This window comes from Bacillus sp. SH5-2 (genome assembly GCF_008368905.1).
GTDB lineage: Bacteria > Bacillota > Bacilli > Bacillales > Bacillaceae_G > Bacillus_A > Bacillus_A luti.
On record NZ_QOSD01000004.1, the window covers coordinates 29,889 to 50,880 of the forward strand.

The following is a 20,992-nucleotide window of genomic DNA, read 5'->3' on the forward strand; positions in this document are numbered from 1 at the left end:
ACAAAAACCCCCGAAGAAACTACCTATACTTTGGATACTTAAAGTACCACGAACCTTGCGATTTTTAGTGGTACTCCGCATCCGACCTCACTTTCATCCTATGCCTAAAGGCGATGGACTTTCTTGTTCGGGAAAAGCTGTAAGTAAAAATATTGCTGATCCAATTAATTCCGCTTGATATGGTAAGAAATCTGACTTTACATTATTCTTACGTTATTACTTCCAAAACCAGATAGTATACTAGCTAAAACAGCAACCCCTATCGCAGATCCTAATCGTTTTTGCACATTAAATATAGTAGTCGCTCTCCCCATGGAAGCTAGTACAATATTGTAAAAAGCAGAAAGTTGATAGATTGATAATGATTTTCATCCCCTTCACCGAAATGATAATGTCTCTCAATAATATTGTCAATCTTTTTTTATTTTTCAGATAAAACTTCCTTGAATTTCTATAACAAACTCCATCTATAAGCAATAAAAAGTACTTTAAATAATAATTTAATCCATAATTTTTGAAATTCAAAAATAGAGCCTGTAGATTCCTGCACCTACAATACACAACTTAATAATATCCCGATATTATCCAACTAAATTATTTTACTGACTCTTCTATCAGTGAAATTTTGTAAACTATATAGACTGGGTTTAGAAAAACAATCAAAAAATAGTTTATAAAGAGAAAAGGAAAGTGGTTTGCTAACCACTTTCCTTTCATATTTTTACTATATATTTAAACACTTACGCTACGCTGCGATATTCTTCCTCTTGTTCTTTTTTCTGATTAGGTGCTTGAATTAAAATTGCGATTATAAATGACACGACACATAATACGCCGATCACCATGAAGGTTGGTTTAAATCCACCTAAAAGTGCACCGATAAAGGAACCTGCAAGTGCTCCAAATCCAAATCCTTGATACACAATTCCGTAGTTTTTACTATGGTTTTTCATACCGAAGAAGTCACCCACGATAGCTGGGAAAATAGTGATATTTCCACCAAAGCAAAACGCTACACTTGCTACACATAAGAAGTAGATACCATAATTTAAATCTACGAAACTTAGAACCAAGACTGCAGTCGCCATAACAACAAATGTACCAGTAACAATTTTTAAACGACCGATTTTATCTGATAACGGCCCTAGAATAATACGACCTAATGTATTGAAGATTGCAACCATAGCCACCGCATTAGCTGCTGTTGCTGCGCTAAGCCCTACAAGTTGAACACCGATGTCTTTTACCATGCCGATTAAGTATAAGCCACTCATACATGATGTAAATAACATAATAAATAATAAGTATACTTGTTTTGTACCTAACATTTCTTTTGTTGTAAATTCCTTAGTTTTTGTTTCTTGAACTGCAACTTGATCAGTAGCTTGATGGATTAAACAAGCACCAATCACAATCATAGCTGTAACAATTACACCCCAGTATATAAACGCTTGTGATACACCAACTGATTCAATCAACTGTGCGTTAATGTATTTAAAGATTAAGCTACCCGAACCATATGCAGAAACAGAAATACCAGCGATTAAACCTTTACGATCTGGAAACCACTTTATTAAATTGGATAGTGAAGTGATATATGCTGTACCATCTGCATAACCTACAACAAATCCTGCTAGTACATAAAGTAATACTAAAGAAGAAGCTTGTGAACTAAGTACTAATCCTAGTCCTAATGCTAGTCCAGCTATCATAATGAGTTTACGAAGTCCCCATTTTTCTTGCAATTTACTCGCAAACAACGTTGAAAATGCTAAAGAAAGACTAGTAATTGAGAAAGTTATAGCAACCGCATTCAGACTCCAACCGTATTTACTTACTAAAGGCTGATTGAATAAACTCCATGTATATATCGTTCCAAGCCCCATTTGTACAATGACTGTGCCAAGGACAACAAGCCATGGATTTACATTTGATTTTTTCATATTATCCCGCCTCCTCTTTCTATTTCAATGCCATACGCCAAATTTGCTTTTTTAATGTTCATTTTGACCACCTCATTTGATTTAACACCCTCATTGTATAAAATGTTTCTGTTTATGTAAGCACTTACAAGCTAGAGCGTCAAAAACATGGAATCAGTTACAGAATACGAAGGACGAAATACAACAAAATGCTTTTTAAGCTGCAGTATTTACATAGAGATGTTGTTTCGCTAATGCTGAAACAATTTAGAATGCATATAATAAACTTCAATAAAATATAACTTTTAACATAGGAGTACTCTATACTATTTTATTAGACAAGAAATATTTTATTGATAAACAAAACTAAATATTCACTAATATATCTATCCGTGGTTTAATATATATAATAAAAAAATATTTCTGTCTTTAATGAGGGGGTACTATGAAAGCAAACGTAGGGGATACTATACTTTTTCAAAGAAATAATTTAAAGATTACAGGATCTGTACTAAAACTTTATACTGAATCGGTCTTAGTTGAAATTACAAATGTAAGCGGTGGTACTTTTGAATTTGATCGAACAATTGTAAATCATAAAAACTATAAAATTTTAAATGCAAGTACATAAAACAATATAAAATAGCCCCTGCCTAGCAGCAGAGGCTATTTTATATTGTAGTACTTCATTAATTTATATATCCTAAAACACTAACAATCTTGCTCGCTTTTAAGTTATTAATGTGATAATAAATTTCTAAACCCCTTCTCTCTGCTCGTAACACTTTACCTTTCATTTTTGATAAATGTTGCGAAACAGTCGATTGTGGAATATTTAGCAATTCTGTTAATTGTGTTACGTTACACGTTTTTCTTGTGCTTAATTCATTCACAATTTGTAATCGGATTGGATGCGCCATAATTTTTAAAATATCTACATCTTCTTCTGAAACTAAAGTTTTCTTCATCTCACTCGTATATGTTGTCATAAGACATTCCCCTTTTATATGAATTCCTTTTTATTAAGAACCATTTCCAAAACTAAAAATTCCTAATCAAGACCTTTATATAAAAATAATAGGATTTTCAATTTCCAAAAATAGAACTTACTATTATTCACTTTATTTATTTGGCACATATACATAATACAATTTTAATATGTGCTGTATGTGAAGTTTACATAAATTTATAATGAAGATTTATTAAACCACTTATATTCTAAGTTGATACTCCACCTATTATCTTCTCTTTAAAACTATCCAGTGATTTTAACATATTTTAGGCGTTTGTATATACTATTTACAAAGCAATTATGTAAAGGAGGATTTCATATGCCTACAACGTCACAAGAACAAGTCGAAGAAGCACGTGAGACATATGTCAGTCGGATCATTTTAGTTGGCGGATCAACTTTATTTTTAGCAGGTGGTGTTATCTCGGCAATTTCAGCTTTTAAGGCTTATAACCGTTTGGCAAATACACCGCCATCTTCCGATAATTCATAAATATATAGTAAAACAAAACGTCGCCTCAATTGTGAAGAGACGACGTTTTGTTAATTATATAAACTGCACTAAAGGTACCAAATGGGTTCCTACTCTGTTTTCCAAACTTACTTCACCACAAACCTCGTCTGACTACACCCATCCTTCTGCTTCGTTACTTCTAATACAGCTGGCATTGCGTTTTTCAGCTCTTGAACGTGTGAAATAACACCGATAAATCGGCCTGATTTTTGTAAGTCAATTAAAGCGTCAACCGCTTTTGTTAATGACTCCTCATCTAATGAACCGAATCCTTCATCGATAAACATCGTTTCGATGGAAATACCACCTTCATACGCTTGAATTACGTCTGCCATTCCAAGTGCTAAGCAAAGCGATGCATTAAATTTCTCACCGCCAGATAATGTTTTTACATCGCGTGTTTGGCCAGTGTATGCGTCGTATACATCTAAGCCTAATCCACTTTGACGATTTCTCTTTTCAATTCGTTCACTTCGTTTTAAATAAAATTGTCCATTTGATAATTTACGTAGTCGCTCATTTGCGATTTGAACAATTTGTTCTAAATACTCAATTAAGATGTAACGTTCAAATGATATACGGCTTTCGTTATCACCTTTCATTACTTCATATAAATCAATAAGTTCTTGGAATGCTTTTTCTTCTTCATGAATTTGTTCATCAATACGTCTAATATTTTCATGTAAATCAGAAATATATGCTACAGCATTTTGCGCGCGTTGACGTTTTTCTTTAATTATATCAAGATTAATTTCTAATTCTTGTATGTGTTCACCTAACGAAGTAATATCCATATACTGTTTATCTTTCAATTCAGCATGTAACTCTTCGATTTGCTTTGCAAGTACTTCAAGAGATGAATAGTAACTTTGAATTTCTTTTTGTAACATTTCCATCTCAGCATCATTTAACTTAGCTTCTTTATACGTAGATTGATCTGTAAATCCGCTCTGTTCTAGCTCTTTCATAAAGCGGGTGAAAGTCTCTTCTTTCTTCGCTTTTATACTTTCGTATTGATTAGAAGCACTTTCATGTTCTGCTTGAATACGTATATGCTCATTTTGCCAATGTTGATATGCTTCTTGTACTTTCTTCCATTCCTCTTCCATTAATCTGAGTTGTTGCGTTGCTTGGTCAAACTGTACTTTCCAAGCTTGAACTGTTTGTAAGTTATCTGGAATATTTTGCTTATCATGTTCATATGACGTACGAAGTTGCATGCACTCCATTTCTGTACGGTGTTGCATAGTTTCTACTTCACGCTTTTGTTTCTGAAGTTCATCTACTTTTTCTTCTATGCTTTTTATATTCACAGCAATTTGTTTACGTCTCTCTTCGCTTTCTTTTAACGTATTCACTTCTGCTGCTAATTGTTTTCCTTTTTGAACGAGCGCACTGTATGTTTCAACTAATTGTTCTGAGTGGTACCCCCGCTTCATGACTTCTTCTATCACTTGTTCATATTGTAGTCGATAAAAATTCCATTTCTCCTCTACTTGAACATGTAATTTTTCAGCAACGTTCTTCTTTTCTCTTAAATCGTTTAACTCTTTTTCATCAATTGCATCACTTTGCTCTGTCGCTTTTTTCGGGTGATTCGTACTACCACATACTGGGCAAGATTCACCATCATGTAAATGAAGTGCTAATATACCTGCTTGTTCACTTAACCAGCGGCGTTCCATATTTTCATACGCACGAACCGCCTCTTGCATCTTAGTAAATGCGGCTTCTTTTTCTTGCTCGAATTTTTGTTTTTCTTGCCAAACATCATATGCTTGCTTTAAAACCTTTGCATCTTCTCGCATATTTGTTAGTTCTTCTACTTTATTTACATATTGCTCAAGTGCTTGTTCTAATTGCTGTAATTCACCGGACATTTTCTGTTTTTGATTTATATGCTCTTCTAGTACTTGATCGAACTTTTGCATACTTTCTTTAAATTTCCCTATTTGAATTTCAGCATTTTGTAAATCCAACTTTTTTTCAGTTAATGATGCAATAATTGGTTGTAACTCTTCTAATCTTTGAACAAGTTTTTTAGCATCTTCTCGTTCCGATTCTTTATTCTTTATTGCTTCATATTTCTCCTGAGCAAGCTCAAAATTGTTTAGTATATGTTCTTTTTTTACGTTTATCTGTTTTAACAAACTTTCAGCTTTCTGCTCATTTTGCATTGCTTCCTCATACCATTGCTCAAATGGCAATAAACGCTTCGCTTGTTCCGCACGTTTAAAAGAGTTCTCTTTCATTTCAACGACTGTACGGTTTTCTTGTAATGTGTTATATCTCTCATTCTTTTGCTGTAAATCTATAAATTTCTCATTTACAGATTTTGCTGCATGAAAACGTGTTTCTGCATCCTTCAATTGCTTCGTTTGAGCATCTTGTTCTACTTGCAATTGATCAACTTCCGCTTCGTACCAAGTTGTTTCTTGCTCTAGTGCCTCTACTACTTGATGTGTATTCACATGCTCCTGCTCTACTAAAGTTTCTAATAATGCTCCATCACGTACTGGTAATTTAAAAACATTACGGAAATATAGTTCTCGTTCTTTTTGTTTTTCTTGCAGAATGTCTTTCCATTGTTTTCGTTTTTGATCAAGTAACTCACGCATTAATTTATAACGATCTGTTTTAAAAATACGACGTAAGATCTCTTCTTTGTTTTCTGTCTCAGATGTTAATAGTTTTCGGAATTCTCCTTGTGGTAACATAACAATTTGGCTAAATTGATGTTTGCTTAAACCAATTAAATCTTCCACTTTGTTATTTACATCCGTTACATGAAAACGATCTACAGCTGGTACCTTTTCTCCATCAATAATTTCGTATAACTCTACTGCATGCCCTGTAATCGTCTTATTCCCTTGTTTTTTATGACCCAGTTGTCGTTTTATTTCATAGCGTTTCCCTTTTAGCTGGAAGGTTAGTTCGGCACTTGTATACACATTATCATCAGCAAATTGACTTCGAAGCATACTCGTATCACTACGTTCTTCTCCACTAGCCTCACCATACAACACATAACAAATCGCATCAAAAATCGTTGTCTTTCCAGCTCCAGTATTCCCAGAAATGGCGAAAATACGATGCTCTCCAAGATCATCAAAATCGATTACTTCTTTCTGTTTATATGGGCCAAATGCCGTCATAATAAGCTGAATCGGTCTCATCCTCGTTCACCTTCCCGTTCTTGCACTGTTTGTAAAACTTCAATAAATAGACGTTCTTTCTCTTCAGATAAATCTAAGCCCTTCATTTCTTTATAAAAAGCCTTTAATAGAGATAAATCATCCGTTTTATGCCTTGAAACAGTTACTTCATTTGTATCTGTAAGCTCTCGCCTTTGAATTGCTCTTTCAACGTGCATTGCATTTGGATATACAGAGCGTATTTTCTCCATCGGCTGTAAGACAGGATTTTCATCTAATAATTTAACAAATACGTAATCTTCACTTATTGAATGCTGTAATAAATCATCTATTTCCGCTTCTACTGTTCGCATTTTACGACGTGGTGAAAGTAGCCTTTTTTCAATTGTTGCTTCACCTTTCTCGTCCAGCTCCACAATGTAATATCCTTTTTTATGTTTTTCTTCAGAAATAGAGTATGCAAGTGGCGAACCTGAATATCGAATTGTCTCATTACGTACGAAATGCGCTTGATGTAGATGCCCAAGCGCTGTGTAGTGAAACTTATCAAAATAATGACTATTTACATATTCAGCACCACCAATTGAAAGTGGTCGTTCCGCATCACTTGTATTCTCCTCTGCTTCTCCGGAAGAAGTTACAAATGCATGTCCAACAAATACATGTCTAGCCTCTTTATCGATCGTTTCAGAAAGCTCATTCATAAAAATACGCATCGCATCATCATGAGAACGTACGTCTTCGTTTTTCAATATATGTCTAACTATACTTGGATCTGCATACGGAACGAGATGGAAATGAACCTCTCCATATTCATCATTTAATACAACAGGTTCATATGGGAATTGAAATTGTCCTACAATATGTAATCCCTGTTTCTTCATTAAATTACTTCCAAAATGGATACGATCTGGACTATCATGGTTTCCAGCTACCGCAATAACTGGTGTTTGTAAATCTATAACTATTTTTTGCAGCACATCATTTAATAAGTCTACTGCTTCTGTCGGTGGAATTGCTCTGTCATATAAATCCCCGGCAATAATTACGGCATCTGGCTTTTCTTCTTCAACAGCTTGTACAAACTGATCTAATACAATTTTTTGATCTTCAGTCATATATACGCCATGAACAAGCTTACCTAAATGCCAATCCGCTGTATGGAATAACTTCATGATTTCCTTCTCCTTTAATTTACTGATTTTAGTGATACGAGTTGATAGGTTACCGTAGTTGTTCCGTTCTCCCACTCTAACTTTTGTATCATTGCACTACCAATTCTTTCTTCATTTGATTTATATAAAGGTAATATTTCTTGCACCGTAAATAAGTGATAGCCATCCAAAATTAATTGAAATATGTTTTCTTCTATATGTAATCTTACTTCTTTTTCATTTGAAATAATTTTTGTGTGCATCTCAAATTTCATGATAGATACAACCCCTTTTTATAATCTCTACATTTTAATAGTATAGTGGCTATGCAAGATTGACAAGTACATACACGACAAAGTAAGTACTTTTCTATTATGAGATGTTTTATGTATTTATGTAAAATACGGTATGTGAAATTTTATATATTCTTAAAATAAAAATGCCTATTACAGCATCTTTATTTTTGTATAAAGTCCTTCATTACATAATATAAAACTGTAATTAAAACGATTGCTACAAAAAATGAAAATACAGCAACAATGTATCCATCCTTATTTAATAGAATGCAAAAGGAAATAGAAATTATAAAAATCGGAAATACGAGACGTACTTTATCCTTCACTTCTTCTGTCGTATCTGTGTGATGAAAATACTGAGCTATCCCTATGATTAACGAAGACAAAATAATAACCGATAATAGTAAAGGTCCTGGCATTCCGATTTCTCCTTCCCCTATTTCTAATTAACATGCAAACCATTCTTTTTATTTCAACAATTTTATTTTGGAGTAACTATACACATTTTACACATATATAATAGCGCTTTTATCACCATGACTTCAAATATTTACTCTTACAGTAATGTTGTAATATTCATCTTCAATCTCCGAAATCCTGCAAATATTACTCGTCAAAATATGCGGTGGCCATTTTAACACATACCGTCAACTTTAGACAAAATTTATAGAGGACATTTCACTACATATAAAGAATTAAGAATAAGAAGATATGTAAAGGAGGATGAATCATGACTGAACACGTTTTATTTTCTGTTAGTGAAAACGGTGTTGCATCAATTACTTTAAACCGTCCAAAAGCACTTAACTCTTTATCCTATGATATGTTACAGCCCATTGGACAAAAACTTAAAGAGTGGGAGCACGATGAGCGTATTGCCGTTATCGTATTAAAAGGAGCTGGCACAAAAGGATTTTGCGCAGGTGGTGACATTAAAACACTTTACGAAGCACGTTCAAACGAAGTTGCCTTACAGCATGCAGAACGTTTTTTTGAGGAAGAGTATGAAATTGACACTTACATTTATCAATATAAAAAACCGATTATCGCTTGTTTAGATGGTATTGTAATGGGCGGTGGTGTCGGTCTTACAAATGGTGCGAAATATCGAATTGTTACAGAGCGTACAAAATGGGCAATGCCTGAGATGAACATCGGCTTCTTCCCAGACGTCGGTGCTGCATATTTCTTAAACAAAGCACCTGGATATTCAGGTCGTTACGTTGCTTTAACAGCATCCATTTTAAAGGCTCCTGACGTATTATTTATTCATGCTGCTGATTACTTTATGACTTCTGATTCATTACCTGCTTTTCTAGCCGAACTTAATAATGTAAATTGGCATGCTGAAGATGTACATACTCGTTTAAAAGCTGTTATTCAAACATTTACATCTACTCCTAACCTAGAAAGCGAACTCGCTACTTCATTAGAAGAAATTAATACTCACTTTACATTCGATACAATTGAAGAAATTATCCAATCGTTAGAGAACGAACACGATCCTTTCGCTTTAAAAACAAAAGAAATATTATTATCTAAATCTCCTATCTCCTTAAAAGTAACATTAAAGCAACTTATTGACGGAGAAGGAAAATCAGTTGAAGACTGTTTCGCAACGGATCTTATACTTGCTAAAAATTTTATGAGGCATGAAGATTTCTTCGAAGGGGTACGTTCCATTGTCGTTGATAAGGATCAAAATCCGAATTATCAATATAAACAGTTAAGTGATGTTTCAGAAGAAGATGTAAATCGATTCTTTAACTTACTTAATGCATAAAGTGAAACTTTAATAAGCGGAGGTTCATCGCCTGCTTATTATTCGCCCTCACCAATCGCCCGTTCATGCGGGATAAAACTGAGGCTATATAGTCGTGTAATTACATGACTATATAGCCTTTTTATTATTTAATATTTTTTAATAAAATTTAATTTTATTAAATCGGCATGTGTGCTACACTAATTTTAATCAAATATTCTAAAAATAAAAAGGAGGAGCGACTATGATTGAAAATTATTTTCTTTTCATCATTATGTCTATTTGTCTTATTATTTTACCCGGCCCTGATACTGCAATGGCTACGAAAAACACATTAGTTGCTGGTAAGGCGGGTGGAGTAAAAACAGTGTTCGGTACATGTGTTGCACTATTGATTCATACATTAGCAGCTGTAATCGGACTTTCCGCACTTATTGTAAAGTCAGCTCTTTTATTTTCTATTTTCAAGTACGTTGGAGCTCTATATTTAATTTATATTGGTATTAAAGCCCTTTTAGCAGTAAGAAATAAAGAAGGCGTTGATACGAACGATATTTCTTTGAATAATGAAGACGAACACACTTCTTGCTTTCGCCAAGGGTTTCTTACGAATTTATTAAACCCTAAAGTCGCAGTCTTCTTTTTAACATTTTTACCGCAATTTTTAAATCCAAATCATAATACACTTATCCAACTTCTCGTAATGGGCCTTACTTACCTCGTTTTAACAGTTATTTGGTTCGCTTTTTATATATTTTTAATTGATAAAATTAGTGCTTTTATGAAAAAACCGAAGACGCAACGTTATATTCAAGGGTTGACAGGAATCGTCTTAATTGGTTTTGGCATTAAACTAGCTTTTGAAAAAAGTAATTAACAAGACGAAAAACACCACATCTACAGTGTGGTGTTTTTCATTTAATAACTGATTTAGCTATTTATTCTTTATTAAAACCAGCGCTCAGTTACAACCTTTTTACGTGTATAGAATTGAACGCCATCTGTACCATTTGTACCTAAATCACCAAAGAAGGAAGCTTTATTTCCTGCAAATGCGAAGAATGCCATTGGCGCTGGAACGTTTACGTTTACACCGATCATACCAGCATCAATGTTATCACGGAACGTTTGTGCATGTTTACCATTTGACGTATAAATAACCGCACCATTTGCGAATTTAGATTGATTTGTCAGTTTGATACCTTCTTCTAAATCTTTAACTCGTACAATGCTTAATACAGGAGCAAAAATCTCATCTTGCCAAATTTTCATTTCTTGATTTACATCATCAAAGATTGTTGCACCAACAAAGTAACCTTCTCCAACTTCTTCATTAATTTTGCGACCATCTACTAATAAAGTTGCCCCATCAGCTACACCGCTATTAATATAGCCTAACACACGTTCTTTATGAGATTCACGGATTAATGGACCAACATAATTATCTTTGTGGAAACCATCGCCTACTTTTAGCTTCTTCGTCTCTGCTACTAGTACGTCGATGAATTCATCAGCAATTTCATCTACTACCGCTACAACAGAGCATGCCATGCAGCGCTCTCCACTACTTGCAAATGCAGATCCAATTACACCTTGTACTGTTTTCTCAAGGTTGCAATCTGGCATTACAATTGCATGGTTTTTCGCACCAGCTAATGCTTGCACACGTTTTCCGTGCTTCGTACCTGTTTCATATACGTAACGAGCTACTGGCTCAGAGCCAACGAATGAAACAGCTTGAATATCTTTACTTTCTAAAATACTATTTACAACATCTTTTCCACCTTGTACTAAGTTTAATACTCCCTTTGGAAAACCAGCTTCATAGAATAACTCTACAAGTCGCTCTGCTAAAAGTGGCGTTCTTTCCGATGTTTTTAATACGAACGTATTACCACAAGCAATTGCAAGTGGGAACATCCATAATGGAATCATCATTGGGAAGTTGAACGGTGTAATACCAGCAACAACCCCAATTGGGTAGCGCCAAATCGATCCATCAATGCCGCTAGCAATATTCGGTAGAGCTTGTCCCATCATTAAATTTGGCGTAGATGTTGCCAGTTCTACTGCTTCAATACCACGCTGTACTTCACCAGTTGCATCCGTTAATGTTTTACCATTTTCTAGCGTAATGATTTTTGCAAGCTCTTCTTTGTTTTCTTGTAAAAGCTGTAAATATTTATACAATTGTCTTGAACGATTCGGAACTGGTACTTTAGACCATGTTTCGTAAGCTGCTTTTGCCGCTTCAACAGCTTTTTCAACATCTTCTTTCGGAGATAGTGGAACGTAAGCGATAATTTTTCCAGTTGCCGGATTTGGAACTGCTTCTACTTCTGTACCAGTAGATTCTACCCACTCACCATTAATATGATTTTTTACTCGTTTAATTTCAGTTGTAATCATTATATTCTCTCCTTTTTTATGATGTTTATAAGTCTATTATTTTTGATTAGAAATTAATTGTTCACTAACTTTCTTATATAAAGCAGCCATATCGTTTTCACCATATCCTGCTTCACTTGCTTCTTCATATACGTTTAATAGCATTTCACTTACTGGTAAGTGGAGTTCACTTTCTTTCGCTAAATCAACCGCAAAGCCTAAATCTTTTTTTAATAGATTTACAGTAAAACCTGGCTCGTAGTTTTCTGATGCAATGAAACTTTTATAATTACGCTCATAAATTCTACTTTGACCGTAACTTACATTTAAAATATCAAACATTTTATCTAAATCCATATTGTTCTTTTTCGCTAATGTTAAAGCTTCACTCACACCAGCTGTATAAAAACCAATTAATAGATTATTAATTAATTTAACCGTTGTACCACTATCAATTTGCTCGCTAACGTGGAAAATATTCGCTCCTAACACTTCCATGATAGATTCAGTTTTATCATATACCTCTTTTGATCCACCAACCATAAATGTTAAAGTACGATTTTCTGCCCCAATTACACCACCACTAACAGGTGCTGCTAAAAAGTCTACTTTCTTTTCCTTCGCCGACTCCTCCAACTGTTTGTTTAACTGTGGAGATACTGTACTTGTATCAATTAAAATGACATTCGAGTGGCTATTTTCAAATAATCCTTCTTCTCCAAAATATACCGCTTCAACAGCACGAGGTGAAGGTAAACTTGTAAAAATCACATCGCATGTCTCTGCTAATTTTGAGATTGATAAGCCGATAATTCCTCCTTCTTTTTCAAAGGAAGCTTCGGCCTCTTTATTTAAATCCACTCCATATACTGTGTAACTTGATTTAACTAAATTTTTAGACATTGGAAGACCCATGTTACCTAAGCCGATAAAACCAATCTTTTTCATATCGCTTTCCTCCTATTTACACAATATACTTTCCGCGATTTATAATAGCTTTCGCAACTTCTCTCTTTTTTGTAAATACGTTCGTGTATAAAGGTACTAATAATTGACGAATTTCAGCTAAAATTACGTGTCTATCTTGTTCTTCTGTAACAGCCGCTGAAAGTATAGAAATCGCCGCTTCTTCTACTTTACGATAGCCTTCTTCACAAATAACGTCAGTTATCATTTGTTTCGTACGTTCTTTCTCTTCACCATTTTTACTAATCGCTTTACTCGTACGTAAAAATGCTGATTCCATGACGTACACGTCCGTTAACATATTTGATACTACACGTGAATATTCTTGCTCTTGATCAATTTTTAACCCTGGAGTTTTAGAGAGCGTTTTCAAAGATTGTTTCAACAATTTTTTCGCTAATAAAATGTAACGATGGTTTCTTTCGACATTTGCTACATCAATCTCTACTTCAGTATCTTCAATTTGTTCCATTTGTTTCATTAACATTTTGGCAACTGTTAATCTGTTAATTTCATTCGTTCCTTCAAAAATACGACTAATTCGAGCATCACGATATAAACGTTCTACTTCGTATTCTTGCATATAACCGTATCCACCATGAATTTGTACAGCTTCATCTACGATGTGACCAAGTGTTTCAGAAGCATTTACTTTATTTAGTGCACATTCAATTGCAAATTGAGACATTTTCTTCATAAGATCCTCATCACTCTCATGAATTGCCTCATCAATTACACCTGCTGTACGATACGCTGCACTTTCTGCTCCATAGGTAGCAATGATCATATTTGCAATTTTCTCTTGAATCATCGTAAAGTCTACTAATTCCGTTTGGAACTGTTTGCGTTCTTTTCCGTATTGAACGGACAATCCAATTGCTTGCTTTGCTGTTCCAATATTTCCAAAAGCAAGTTTTAGTCTAGCAAAGTTAAGAATATTAAGAGCTACGTGATGCCCTTTCCCAACTTCCCCTAAAACATTTTCTGCAGGGATGACAACATCTTCTAAAATAAGAGTCGCTGTTGAAGAACCTTTAATGCCCATTTTCTTTTCTTCTAATCCAATGGATACACCTTCACATGTTCTTTCGACAATAAACGCTGTCATTCCTTTATTTGTCTTTGCAAAAACAACGTATACATCTGCCATATGAGCATTTGTAATCCACTGCTTCTCACCATTCAGCTTCCAAGCAGTACCATCTTCATTTAATACTGCACTCGTTTTTGCACTTAAAGCATCAGAACCAGCATTTGGCTCAGTTAAAGCATAAGCACCAATCCATTCTCCAGACGCAATTTTCGGCAAATATTTTTCTTTTTGTTCTTTCGTTCCGTAATATATGTAAGGCAATGTACCTACACCAGCGTGTATATTAAATGAAACGCTAAATGCACCAGCGTATCCCATTTTTTCTGCTACTAGTCCTGAAACTGCCTTTCCTAACTCAAACCCGCCGTATTCTTCTGGGACCTCGATACTTAATAATCCAAGTTCCCCAGCCTTTTCAAATAATTGACGAGAAACTTTATAGTTATGTTGTTCAATGTTCTCCATTTGTGGAACAATTTCTTGTTTAACAAATTGTTCCGTTGTTTTTGCGATTAATTCCTCATCACCTGAAAAATCTTCTGGTGTATAGTACGTATGATTTACATCTTTTTTGAGTGAAAAAAATTCATCCCATGGTAACTTCGTTTTCTCCATATGTATCCCCCTATCATTCGGCTTTCATAGCTTTTTGCTTATGCTCGTCTACGATGAGTGGAATATCTTTTTTGAAAATAGAAGACGATGATTTTTCACATCAAGCATTTTATTTTGCCAAAGATGTATTTTCATCGCCTTCGCTGTTTTATCTATTGATCTTCTGATAATACTGTTTTTGCAATACCAGTATCTAACTCTTCAAAGTCATGATATGAAATTGTTTCATATAACTCACTTCTCGTTTGCATATTGGAAAGTGCATCTTTTTGAGAACCTGTTTCCTTAATTAAAGTAAACACATTTTCATACGCTTTCGCTGCAACGCGAAGTGAAGTTACAGGATAAATAACCATTTGGAAGCCCATATTCGCAAATTCTTCTGCACTATAATACGGTGTTTTTCCGAATTCAGTCATATTCGCTAATAAAGGTGCATTTACCTTGCTATTAAATAGACGGAATTCCTCTTCTGATTGTAGCGCTTCTGGGAAAATTGCGTCTGCACCTGCTTTTACATATGCATTCGCTCTTTCAATTGCTTCATCTAATCCTTCTACACCACGAGCATCTGTGCGCGCTACAATATATAAGCTCGGTGCAACTTCTTTAATCGCTTTAATTTTTTGAACTAATTCTTCTGTCGTAACGAGTTTCTTACCATTTAAATGGCCACATTTCTTTGGTAATTGCTGATCTTCAATTTGGACAGCTGCTACTTTCGCTTCCACCATTTCTACAGCGGTTCTCGCTACATTTAATACACCACCAAACCCTGTATCAATGTCAACAAGAACAGGTAAATCTGTAGCTCTTACTAAATCTCTTGCTCTCTCTGCTACTTCAGTAGACGTCACGATTCCTAAATCTGGTAGCCCTTTGCTTGCAGTATAAGCAGCTCCGGATAAATAAAGAGCTGAAAAACCTGTATTTTTCGCAACAAGAGCTGCCATTGCATCATGAGCACCTGGAATTTGTAAAATTTCATTTGCTTCTACTAAAGCTCGGAAGCGATTCGCAAGCTCTTCTTGTGTTGACTGTTTATCCACAACCCAAGCCATTCTAGATTCCCCCTATTATTAAATTAAGAATAAATCTACAAATTCGTTTACATTCATATTTTCTAGTTTTTCTTCATTTAAACAAACTTCATGAATTTGTTCTTGTTGTTTATTAGAATAATGACCTGCCATATTCGCAGTGAATTTTTGAACAACTTTTGGAATCGCTTCGTCTCTACGGAAACGGTGACCAAGTGGATATTCACATTCCACGCTCTCTGTTACAGTGCCATCCTTGAAATGAACTTGAACAGCGTTGGCGATTGAGCGCTTGTTCGGGTCAAGGTAATCTAAACTGTACTGTTTGTTTTCAACAACAACCATCTTATTACGTAATTCATCTACACGTGGATCATTTGCTACTGCATCCTCGTAATCGTCCGCAACGATATCTCCTTTTAATAAACCAATTGCCGTAATGTATTGTAAGCAATGATCACGATCAGCTGGGTTATTTAATGGACCTTCTTTATCAATAATACGAATTGCTGATTCATGAGTTGTAATTGTAATACGGTCAATTTCATCTAATCTTCCTTTAATTTCCGGATGTAATTTCACAGCACATTCTGCAGCTGTTTGTGCATGGAATTCTGCTGGATATGAAACTTTGAATAATACATTTTCCATTACATAAGACTCTAATGGTCTAGCTAATTTTAATTCTTGTTTATTGAATAATACATCTTGGAATCCCCATCCTGGTGCAGATAATGCTGTAGGGTAACCCATTTCACCTTTTAGAGCAGTCATTGCAAGATGAACACCGCGGCTCGTTGCGTCACCTGCTGCCCATGATTTACGTGATCCTGTATTTGGAGCATGACGATATGTACGAAGACTAGAATTATCAATCCACGCATGTGATAATGCATTAAAGATTTCTTCACGTGTTCCACCAAGCATTTTCGCAACTACAGCAGTTGTTGCTACTTTTACATATAATACGTGGTCAAGACCAACACGGTTTAAGCTGTTTTCTAAAGCAAGTACACCTTGAATTTCATGAGCTTTAATCATCATTTCTAATACTTCACGTACTTTTAACGGTTCTTTTCCTTCTGAAATACGAACACGGCTAATATAATCTGCAACTGCTAAAATTCCGCCTAAGTTATCAGATGGATGTCCCCATTCTGCTGCAAGCCAAGTATCGTTATAGTCTAACCAACGGATCATACATCCAATATTGAATGCACCTTTCACTGGATCTAGTACGTAAGACGTTCCTGGTACACGTGTACCGTTTGGCACGATTGTTCCTGGTACAACTGGTCCTAATAATTTCGTACACTCTGGATATTGAAGTGCTAAAATTCCGCATCCAAGTGTATCTAATAATACATAGCGAGCAGTACTAAATGCTTCTGCACTAGTAACCTCTTTATTTAATACATAATCCGTAATTTCTTCTAATAATGCATCTTTTTGTTTAATTTCATTTGTTTTAATCATGCTAATCTTCCCTTTCTGTCGAAAATTCGTTATTATTAATGATGGGTGTCGGTCAAACACCCATCTGGCGGGCGGCGCTAACAACTCCCCAGTTGTTCTTATTTACTAAGCACATGTCGCTCGCCAATATAATTTACACGTGGACGGAACAATCGATTATTTGCATGTTGCTCAATCACGTGCGCACATAGTCCTACTGTTCTAGAGCTAAAGAAGATTGGTGTGTAAAGTTGAATTGGAATACCAAGCATCCAATATACTGGAGCTGCATAATAATCAAGGTTCGGATAAATTCCTTTCTCCTTCTCCATAATCTTTTCTCCAGCTTCACACATTTCATATAGTGTATAATCACCTTTTACATCACATAACTGCTTTAAAGCTTCCTTCATCATAAGTGCTCTTGGATCCATTTTCTTCATATAAACACGGTGTCCAAAGCCCATAATTTTTTCTTTGTTATATAATTTCTTCTGTAACAACTCTTCAAACTTCTCAACATTACCAGCTTCTAAAAGCATGTACATAACCGCTTCATTTGCACCGCCATGTAAGCTTCCTTTTAGTGATGCAACTGCACCTGTTAGAGCACCATATAAGTCGGATTGCGTAGATGCAATAACGCGCGCTGTAAATGTAGAGTTTGGCATTTCATGTTCACTATATAAAACAAGGGAACGATCAAAGATCTTCTCCTCAAGTTCAGTTGGTTTTTTACCTGTTAACATATAGAAGAAATTCGCGCTATATGATAATTCCTTAAGAGGTTCAATTGGATCCTCATTATTTAAAATATGATAGCTATTTGCTACAATGTTCGGTACTTTACTTAATAGCTTGTACCCTCGGCTTTTATTCACTTCTAAAGAGCGGTTTTCGATATCATTATCGTAACCAGCTAATGCGGACACACCTGTACGTAACCCATCCATAGGGTGTGTTTCTTTAGGTAATGCCTTTAGGACGTTGAATACACCTTCTGGTACCTCGTATTCTTCTTTTAATTTCTTTTCAAGTGTTGCTTTTTCATCTTCATTTGGTAGATGTTCTTCCAATAAAAGGTGCACAATGTCTAAATACTCTTTTGTTTTTGAGAGTTCAATTAAATCATACCCTTGAATTACAATTTCACCTTTTACTGTGTCGAGAAACGAAATCTTCGTCTCCGCTGCTACTATACCATCTAATCCCGGGGAAAATTTTTCTTCAGCTTTCATCATTATTTCCTCCAATCCTAATAGATCTTCGTGCACATAACTGTAAGCCTTTACAAAACTGTGAAACTACATTTCTATTTCAATGTATCAGAGTTTTTAGAAGATTTCAATTTATTTTATAATGATAAGTTTCCTATACTTTTACCGATGTAACAATAGCACTTTTTAAAAATAGTTTTCATATTTTTGAAAGAAAGGACAGACTTCTTTATATTTATTTTCAAAACAAAATATAAAGATGATTCATGTAATCCCGCCAAATATATCATTCTCCCAAAATTATTTGTGAAATAGAAAAAACGAGCTGTACACATATACAGCTCGTTTTTATATAATATTTATTTCACTATCCCATAAATATAATTCTTATATAAAACTTATTCATTTTTAGTAAAGTTATTATTTTACATAATTAAATTAATTTTCTTTCGTTTCTTTACGATAGCTAACAACGAAATTATAGTTTTGGAAGTACCAAAGTTCATCAACATCCAAAAAACAATATACCATCTTTCTCAATCGACACTATTTCGCTAATTGTATCCTCCGTATCTTACAGTAAATCAAATAGATTCATCATGCTTTTTAAGCAATTCTTCCTTAAACCATTGTAGAGTATCATGATCAAGTGAAATTTTCATCTCTGCTCCTACTGATTAGGCAAAATCCCTTTTTCCTAATCGCTGCTTCACAAAAATCACAAATATAACCAAAGCTATTAATCCTGAAATTGCACTACCCGTGAATAAAATACGGTAACCAAATATTTGTGAAACAAATCCAAGTAAAATTGCACCTAATCCAATACCTAAATCAAATGCAGTAAAGAATGAAGCATTAGCAACTCCTCTTTTACTCGGAGAAACAATTGTAAGCATCGCTGCTTGCAAAGCAGGCTGTGCTGAACCGAATCCAACACCGTATAATGCCGCCGCGATAATTACACCCATTAAACTATTTGAAATAGTTAATACAACTATAGCTAAAATGGTAATACATAGCGCTGGGAGTATGATAAATACTTCTCCATATTTATCTAATAATTTACCTAAAATTGGTCTTACAATGGTTAAAGCAATTGCATATACAAGAAAGAACGTTCCAGGATTCACCTCAATGGATGATGCAAATAGCGGTAAAAACGTTGTAATACCCCCATATGCAAACGATAAAAAGAAAACAACAATTGTAATTGATAAAACGGATTTTTCAAACAGCTGAATTTTACCTTTTTCTTTTTGTCGCGTGAATGGCATTTTCGTCATTAACGATAATACGACTGCCATAAATGATAAAATAGTTGCTAACAAGAATAGGCCGTGAAATGAATAATTTTGTACAACCGATAATCCAATCATTGGGCCGATTGCCATTGCAATTGTCATCGCCATCCCGTACCAGCCCATACCTTCTCCGCGTCGTGAGTCTGGAATAATATCAGTTATTGCTGTTCCTACAGCTGTTGTAGAAACAGCCCATGTCATCCCGTGAATTACACGTAAAAAAGCTAAAAGAATAATAGACGATGCTAAATTATAAGAATACATCGTTATTCCAAAAAAGATCAGTCCGAAAATAATAAATGATCTCCTACCATATAGATCTAACATACCTCCAATAATTGGACGTATTACGACTGCCGCTATTGTAAATATTCCCATCATGAGTCCAACTTGTGATTCATTTCCACCAATCTCTTTAATAAAAAGAGGCAGCGTTGGAACAAGTAAATAAAACCCTGTAAATAAAAATAACATCGCGAAAGTCATTTGAATAAATGATCTCGTCCATAATCGTTCCATAAAAACACCTCCATAAATACGTAAAACATTGCGATTAACATCTTTATTTTATATTTTCTCCATCTCTTTTCCCTCAGCAAATAGACGTATCTTTTCTTAATAAATGGTCTACTACCAATCTAGATTGGTCTTACGACTTTGTACTTATGTTTTAAACGAAAGTCCTGTATATGTACCTTTATACATTCAAAAAGAATATACTATTTTATTATTGAACTTAGGAGTGATCGTTTCATGAAACTACCATTAAGAATAACTGCTGCGGTTCCGTCTGTTCCGTCTGTTCCTTCTGTCCCCTCCATACACGTTCCCGCCATCCATACAGGAAGTTCCGATGTTGGCATTGAACTTCCCGCAACTTGGCAACAATACCAATTACCGGGGCAAGTCACCCCCTCATTTTGGCATCATGGTACGCATCCAAGTAGTACTACCTTTTATCACCCTAGTTATGCTCCACTCCCCCCAGCTCAAGTCTTTTATCATTTTCCATCCATTTATTTTCAAAATTTCTATGGTACGTTTAACATTTAAAAATAATGTAACTCGTTATAATACAAAAAGCACCAAAGAAACCGTT

General features: G+C 34.8%; 19 protein-coding genes and 2 pseudogenes. 5 read left to right on the forward strand and 16 right to left on the reverse strand.

What is annotated here, in order from left to right; genetic code table 11:
* Positions 1-93 precede the first annotated feature (93 nt).
* Positions 94-350: pseudogene (locus tag DN410_RS03475) on the reverse strand (hypothetical protein); the annotation flags it as partial.
* A gap of 390 nt (positions 351-740) precedes the next feature.
* Positions 741-1,943, reverse strand: a complete 1,203-nt coding sequence (locus DN410_RS03480; RefSeq protein WP_149175369.1) for an L-lactate MFS transporter — start codon at positions 1,941-1,943, stop codon at positions 741-743.
* A 424-nt stretch (positions 1,944-2,367) separates the two neighbouring features.
* Here DN410_RS03480 and DN410_RS03485 point away from each other — a divergent pair, with 424 nt between their 5' ends.
* Positions 2,368-2,553: a YkvS family protein gene (locus tag DN410_RS03485; protein WP_000646790.1), complete on the forward strand. Its 186-nt coding sequence runs from the start codon at positions 2,368-2,370 to the stop codon at positions 2,551-2,553.
* A gap of 58 nt (positions 2,554-2,611) precedes the next feature.
* Here DN410_RS03485 and DN410_RS03490 read toward each other — a convergent pair whose 3' ends face one another.
* Entirely contained in the window at positions 2,612-2,911 is a 300-nt protein-coding gene (locus DN410_RS03490) for an ArsR/SmtB family transcription factor (protein ID WP_000214795.1), read from the reverse strand.
* 342 nt (positions 2,912-3,253) lie between these two features.
* Here DN410_RS03490 and DN410_RS27820 point away from each other — a divergent pair, with 342 nt between their 5' ends.
* Entirely contained in the window at positions 3,254-3,427 is a 174-nt protein-coding gene (locus tag DN410_RS27820) for a hypothetical protein (RefSeq protein ID WP_179958573.1), read from the forward strand.
* A gap of 107 nt (positions 3,428-3,534) precedes the next feature.
* Here the strand turns inward: DN410_RS27820 and DN410_RS03495 are convergent, their stop codons facing one another.
* The 4 genes from DN410_RS03495 to DN410_RS03510 form a co-directional block, all read right to left on the reverse strand.
* Complete coding sequence (locus DN410_RS03495) at positions 3,535-6,624, reverse strand: AAA family ATPase (RefSeq protein WP_149175370.1); 3,090 nt, start codon at positions 6,622-6,624, stop codon at positions 3,535-3,537.
* Positions 6,621-7,778 carry an exonuclease SbcCD subunit D gene (locus DN410_RS03500; RefSeq protein WP_149175371.1) on the reverse strand — a complete coding sequence of 386 codons (1,158 nt, stop codon included), beginning with the start codon at positions 7,776-7,778 and terminating at the stop codon, positions 6,621-6,623. Before DN410_RS03500 ends, DN410_RS03495 begins: the two co-directional genes overlap by 4 nt.
* Before the next feature lie 14 nt (positions 7,779-7,792).
* Complete coding sequence (locus tag DN410_RS03505; RefSeq protein ID WP_149175372.1) at positions 7,793-8,032, reverse strand: DUF2584 family protein; 240 nt, start codon at positions 8,030-8,032, stop codon at positions 7,793-7,795.
* A 182-nt stretch (positions 8,033-8,214) separates the two neighbouring features.
* Positions 8,215-8,472 (reverse strand): hypothetical protein, encoded by a 258-nt coding sequence (locus DN410_RS03510; protein WP_149175373.1) that lies wholly within the window; start codon positions 8,470-8,472, stop codon positions 8,215-8,217.
* A gap of 311 nt (positions 8,473-8,783) precedes the next feature.
* Between DN410_RS03510 and DN410_RS03515 the strand changes: the two genes are divergently transcribed.
* Complete coding sequence (locus DN410_RS03515; RefSeq protein WP_149175374.1) at positions 8,784-9,836, forward strand: enoyl-CoA hydratase/isomerase family protein; 1,053 nt, start codon at positions 8,784-8,786, stop codon at positions 9,834-9,836.
* Positions 9,837-10,059: 223 nt separating this feature from the next.
* Complete coding sequence (locus DN410_RS03520; protein ID WP_149175375.1) at positions 10,060-10,692, forward strand: LysE family translocator; 633 nt, start codon at positions 10,060-10,062, stop codon at positions 10,690-10,692.
* Between the two features lie 71 nt (positions 10,693-10,763).
* On the opposite strand, the gene DN410_RS03525 is transcribed toward DN410_RS03520, so the two are convergent.
* From DN410_RS03525 to DN410_RS28295, 9 genes and pseudogenes are all read right to left on the reverse strand, one after another.
* Positions 10,764-12,224 (reverse strand): CoA-acylating methylmalonate-semialdehyde dehydrogenase, encoded by a 1,461-nt coding sequence (locus DN410_RS03525; protein WP_149175376.1) that lies wholly within the window; start codon positions 12,222-12,224, stop codon positions 10,764-10,766.
* Positions 12,225-12,260: 36 nt separating this feature from the next.
* A complete protein-coding gene (locus tag DN410_RS03530; protein ID WP_149175377.1) occupies positions 12,261-13,151 on the reverse strand; it encodes an NAD(P)-dependent oxidoreductase in 891 nt (296 codons plus the stop codon).
* A gap of 16 nt (positions 13,152-13,167) precedes the next feature.
* Positions 13,168-14,877 (reverse strand): acyl-CoA dehydrogenase family protein, encoded by a 1,710-nt coding sequence (locus DN410_RS03535; protein ID WP_149175378.1) that lies wholly within the window; start codon positions 14,875-14,877, stop codon positions 13,168-13,170.
* A gap of 152 nt (positions 14,878-15,029) precedes the next feature.
* Positions 15,030-15,938: a methylisocitrate lyase gene (gene prpB / locus DN410_RS03540; RefSeq protein ID WP_000312630.1), complete on the reverse strand. Its 909-nt coding sequence runs from the start codon at positions 15,936-15,938 to the stop codon at positions 15,030-15,032.
* Between the two features lie 18 nt (positions 15,939-15,956).
* Positions 15,957-17,393: a 2-methylcitrate dehydratase gene (gene prpD, locus DN410_RS03545; RefSeq protein WP_098214746.1), complete on the reverse strand. Its 1,437-nt coding sequence runs from the start codon at positions 17,391-17,393 to the stop codon at positions 15,957-15,959.
* Positions 17,394-17,491: 98 nt separating this feature from the next.
* Positions 17,492-18,613 carry a citrate synthase gene (mmgD, locus tag DN410_RS03550; protein WP_149175379.1) on the reverse strand — a complete coding sequence of 374 codons (1,122 nt, stop codon included), beginning with the start codon at positions 18,611-18,613 and terminating at the stop codon, positions 17,492-17,494.
* A gap of 414 nt (positions 18,614-19,027) precedes the next feature.
* Positions 19,028-19,251: pseudogene (locus DN410_RS28140) on the reverse strand (HesB/YadR/YfhF family protein).
* 15 nt (positions 19,252-19,266) lie between these two features.
* Positions 19,267-20,412, reverse strand: coding sequence for an MFS transporter (locus tag DN410_RS03560; RefSeq protein ID WP_149175380.1), 1,146 nt, complete (start codon positions 20,410-20,412; stop codon positions 19,267-19,269).
* 200 nt (positions 20,413-20,612) lie between these two features.
* Positions 20,613-20,756 (reverse strand): hypothetical protein, encoded by a 144-nt coding sequence (locus DN410_RS28295; protein ID WP_255446664.1) that lies wholly within the window; start codon positions 20,754-20,756, stop codon positions 20,613-20,615.
* Between DN410_RS28295 and DN410_RS03570 the strand changes: the two genes are divergently transcribed.
* The gene (locus tag DN410_RS03570; RefSeq protein WP_255446662.1) at positions 20,713-20,946 is read left to right on the forward strand and encodes a hypothetical protein; all 234 of its coding nucleotides are present in this window, start codon (positions 20,713-20,715) and stop codon (positions 20,944-20,946) included. The two genes, DN410_RS28295 and DN410_RS03570, sit on opposite strands and share 44 nt — an antisense overlap.
* Positions 20,947-20,992: the final 46 nt, after the last annotated feature.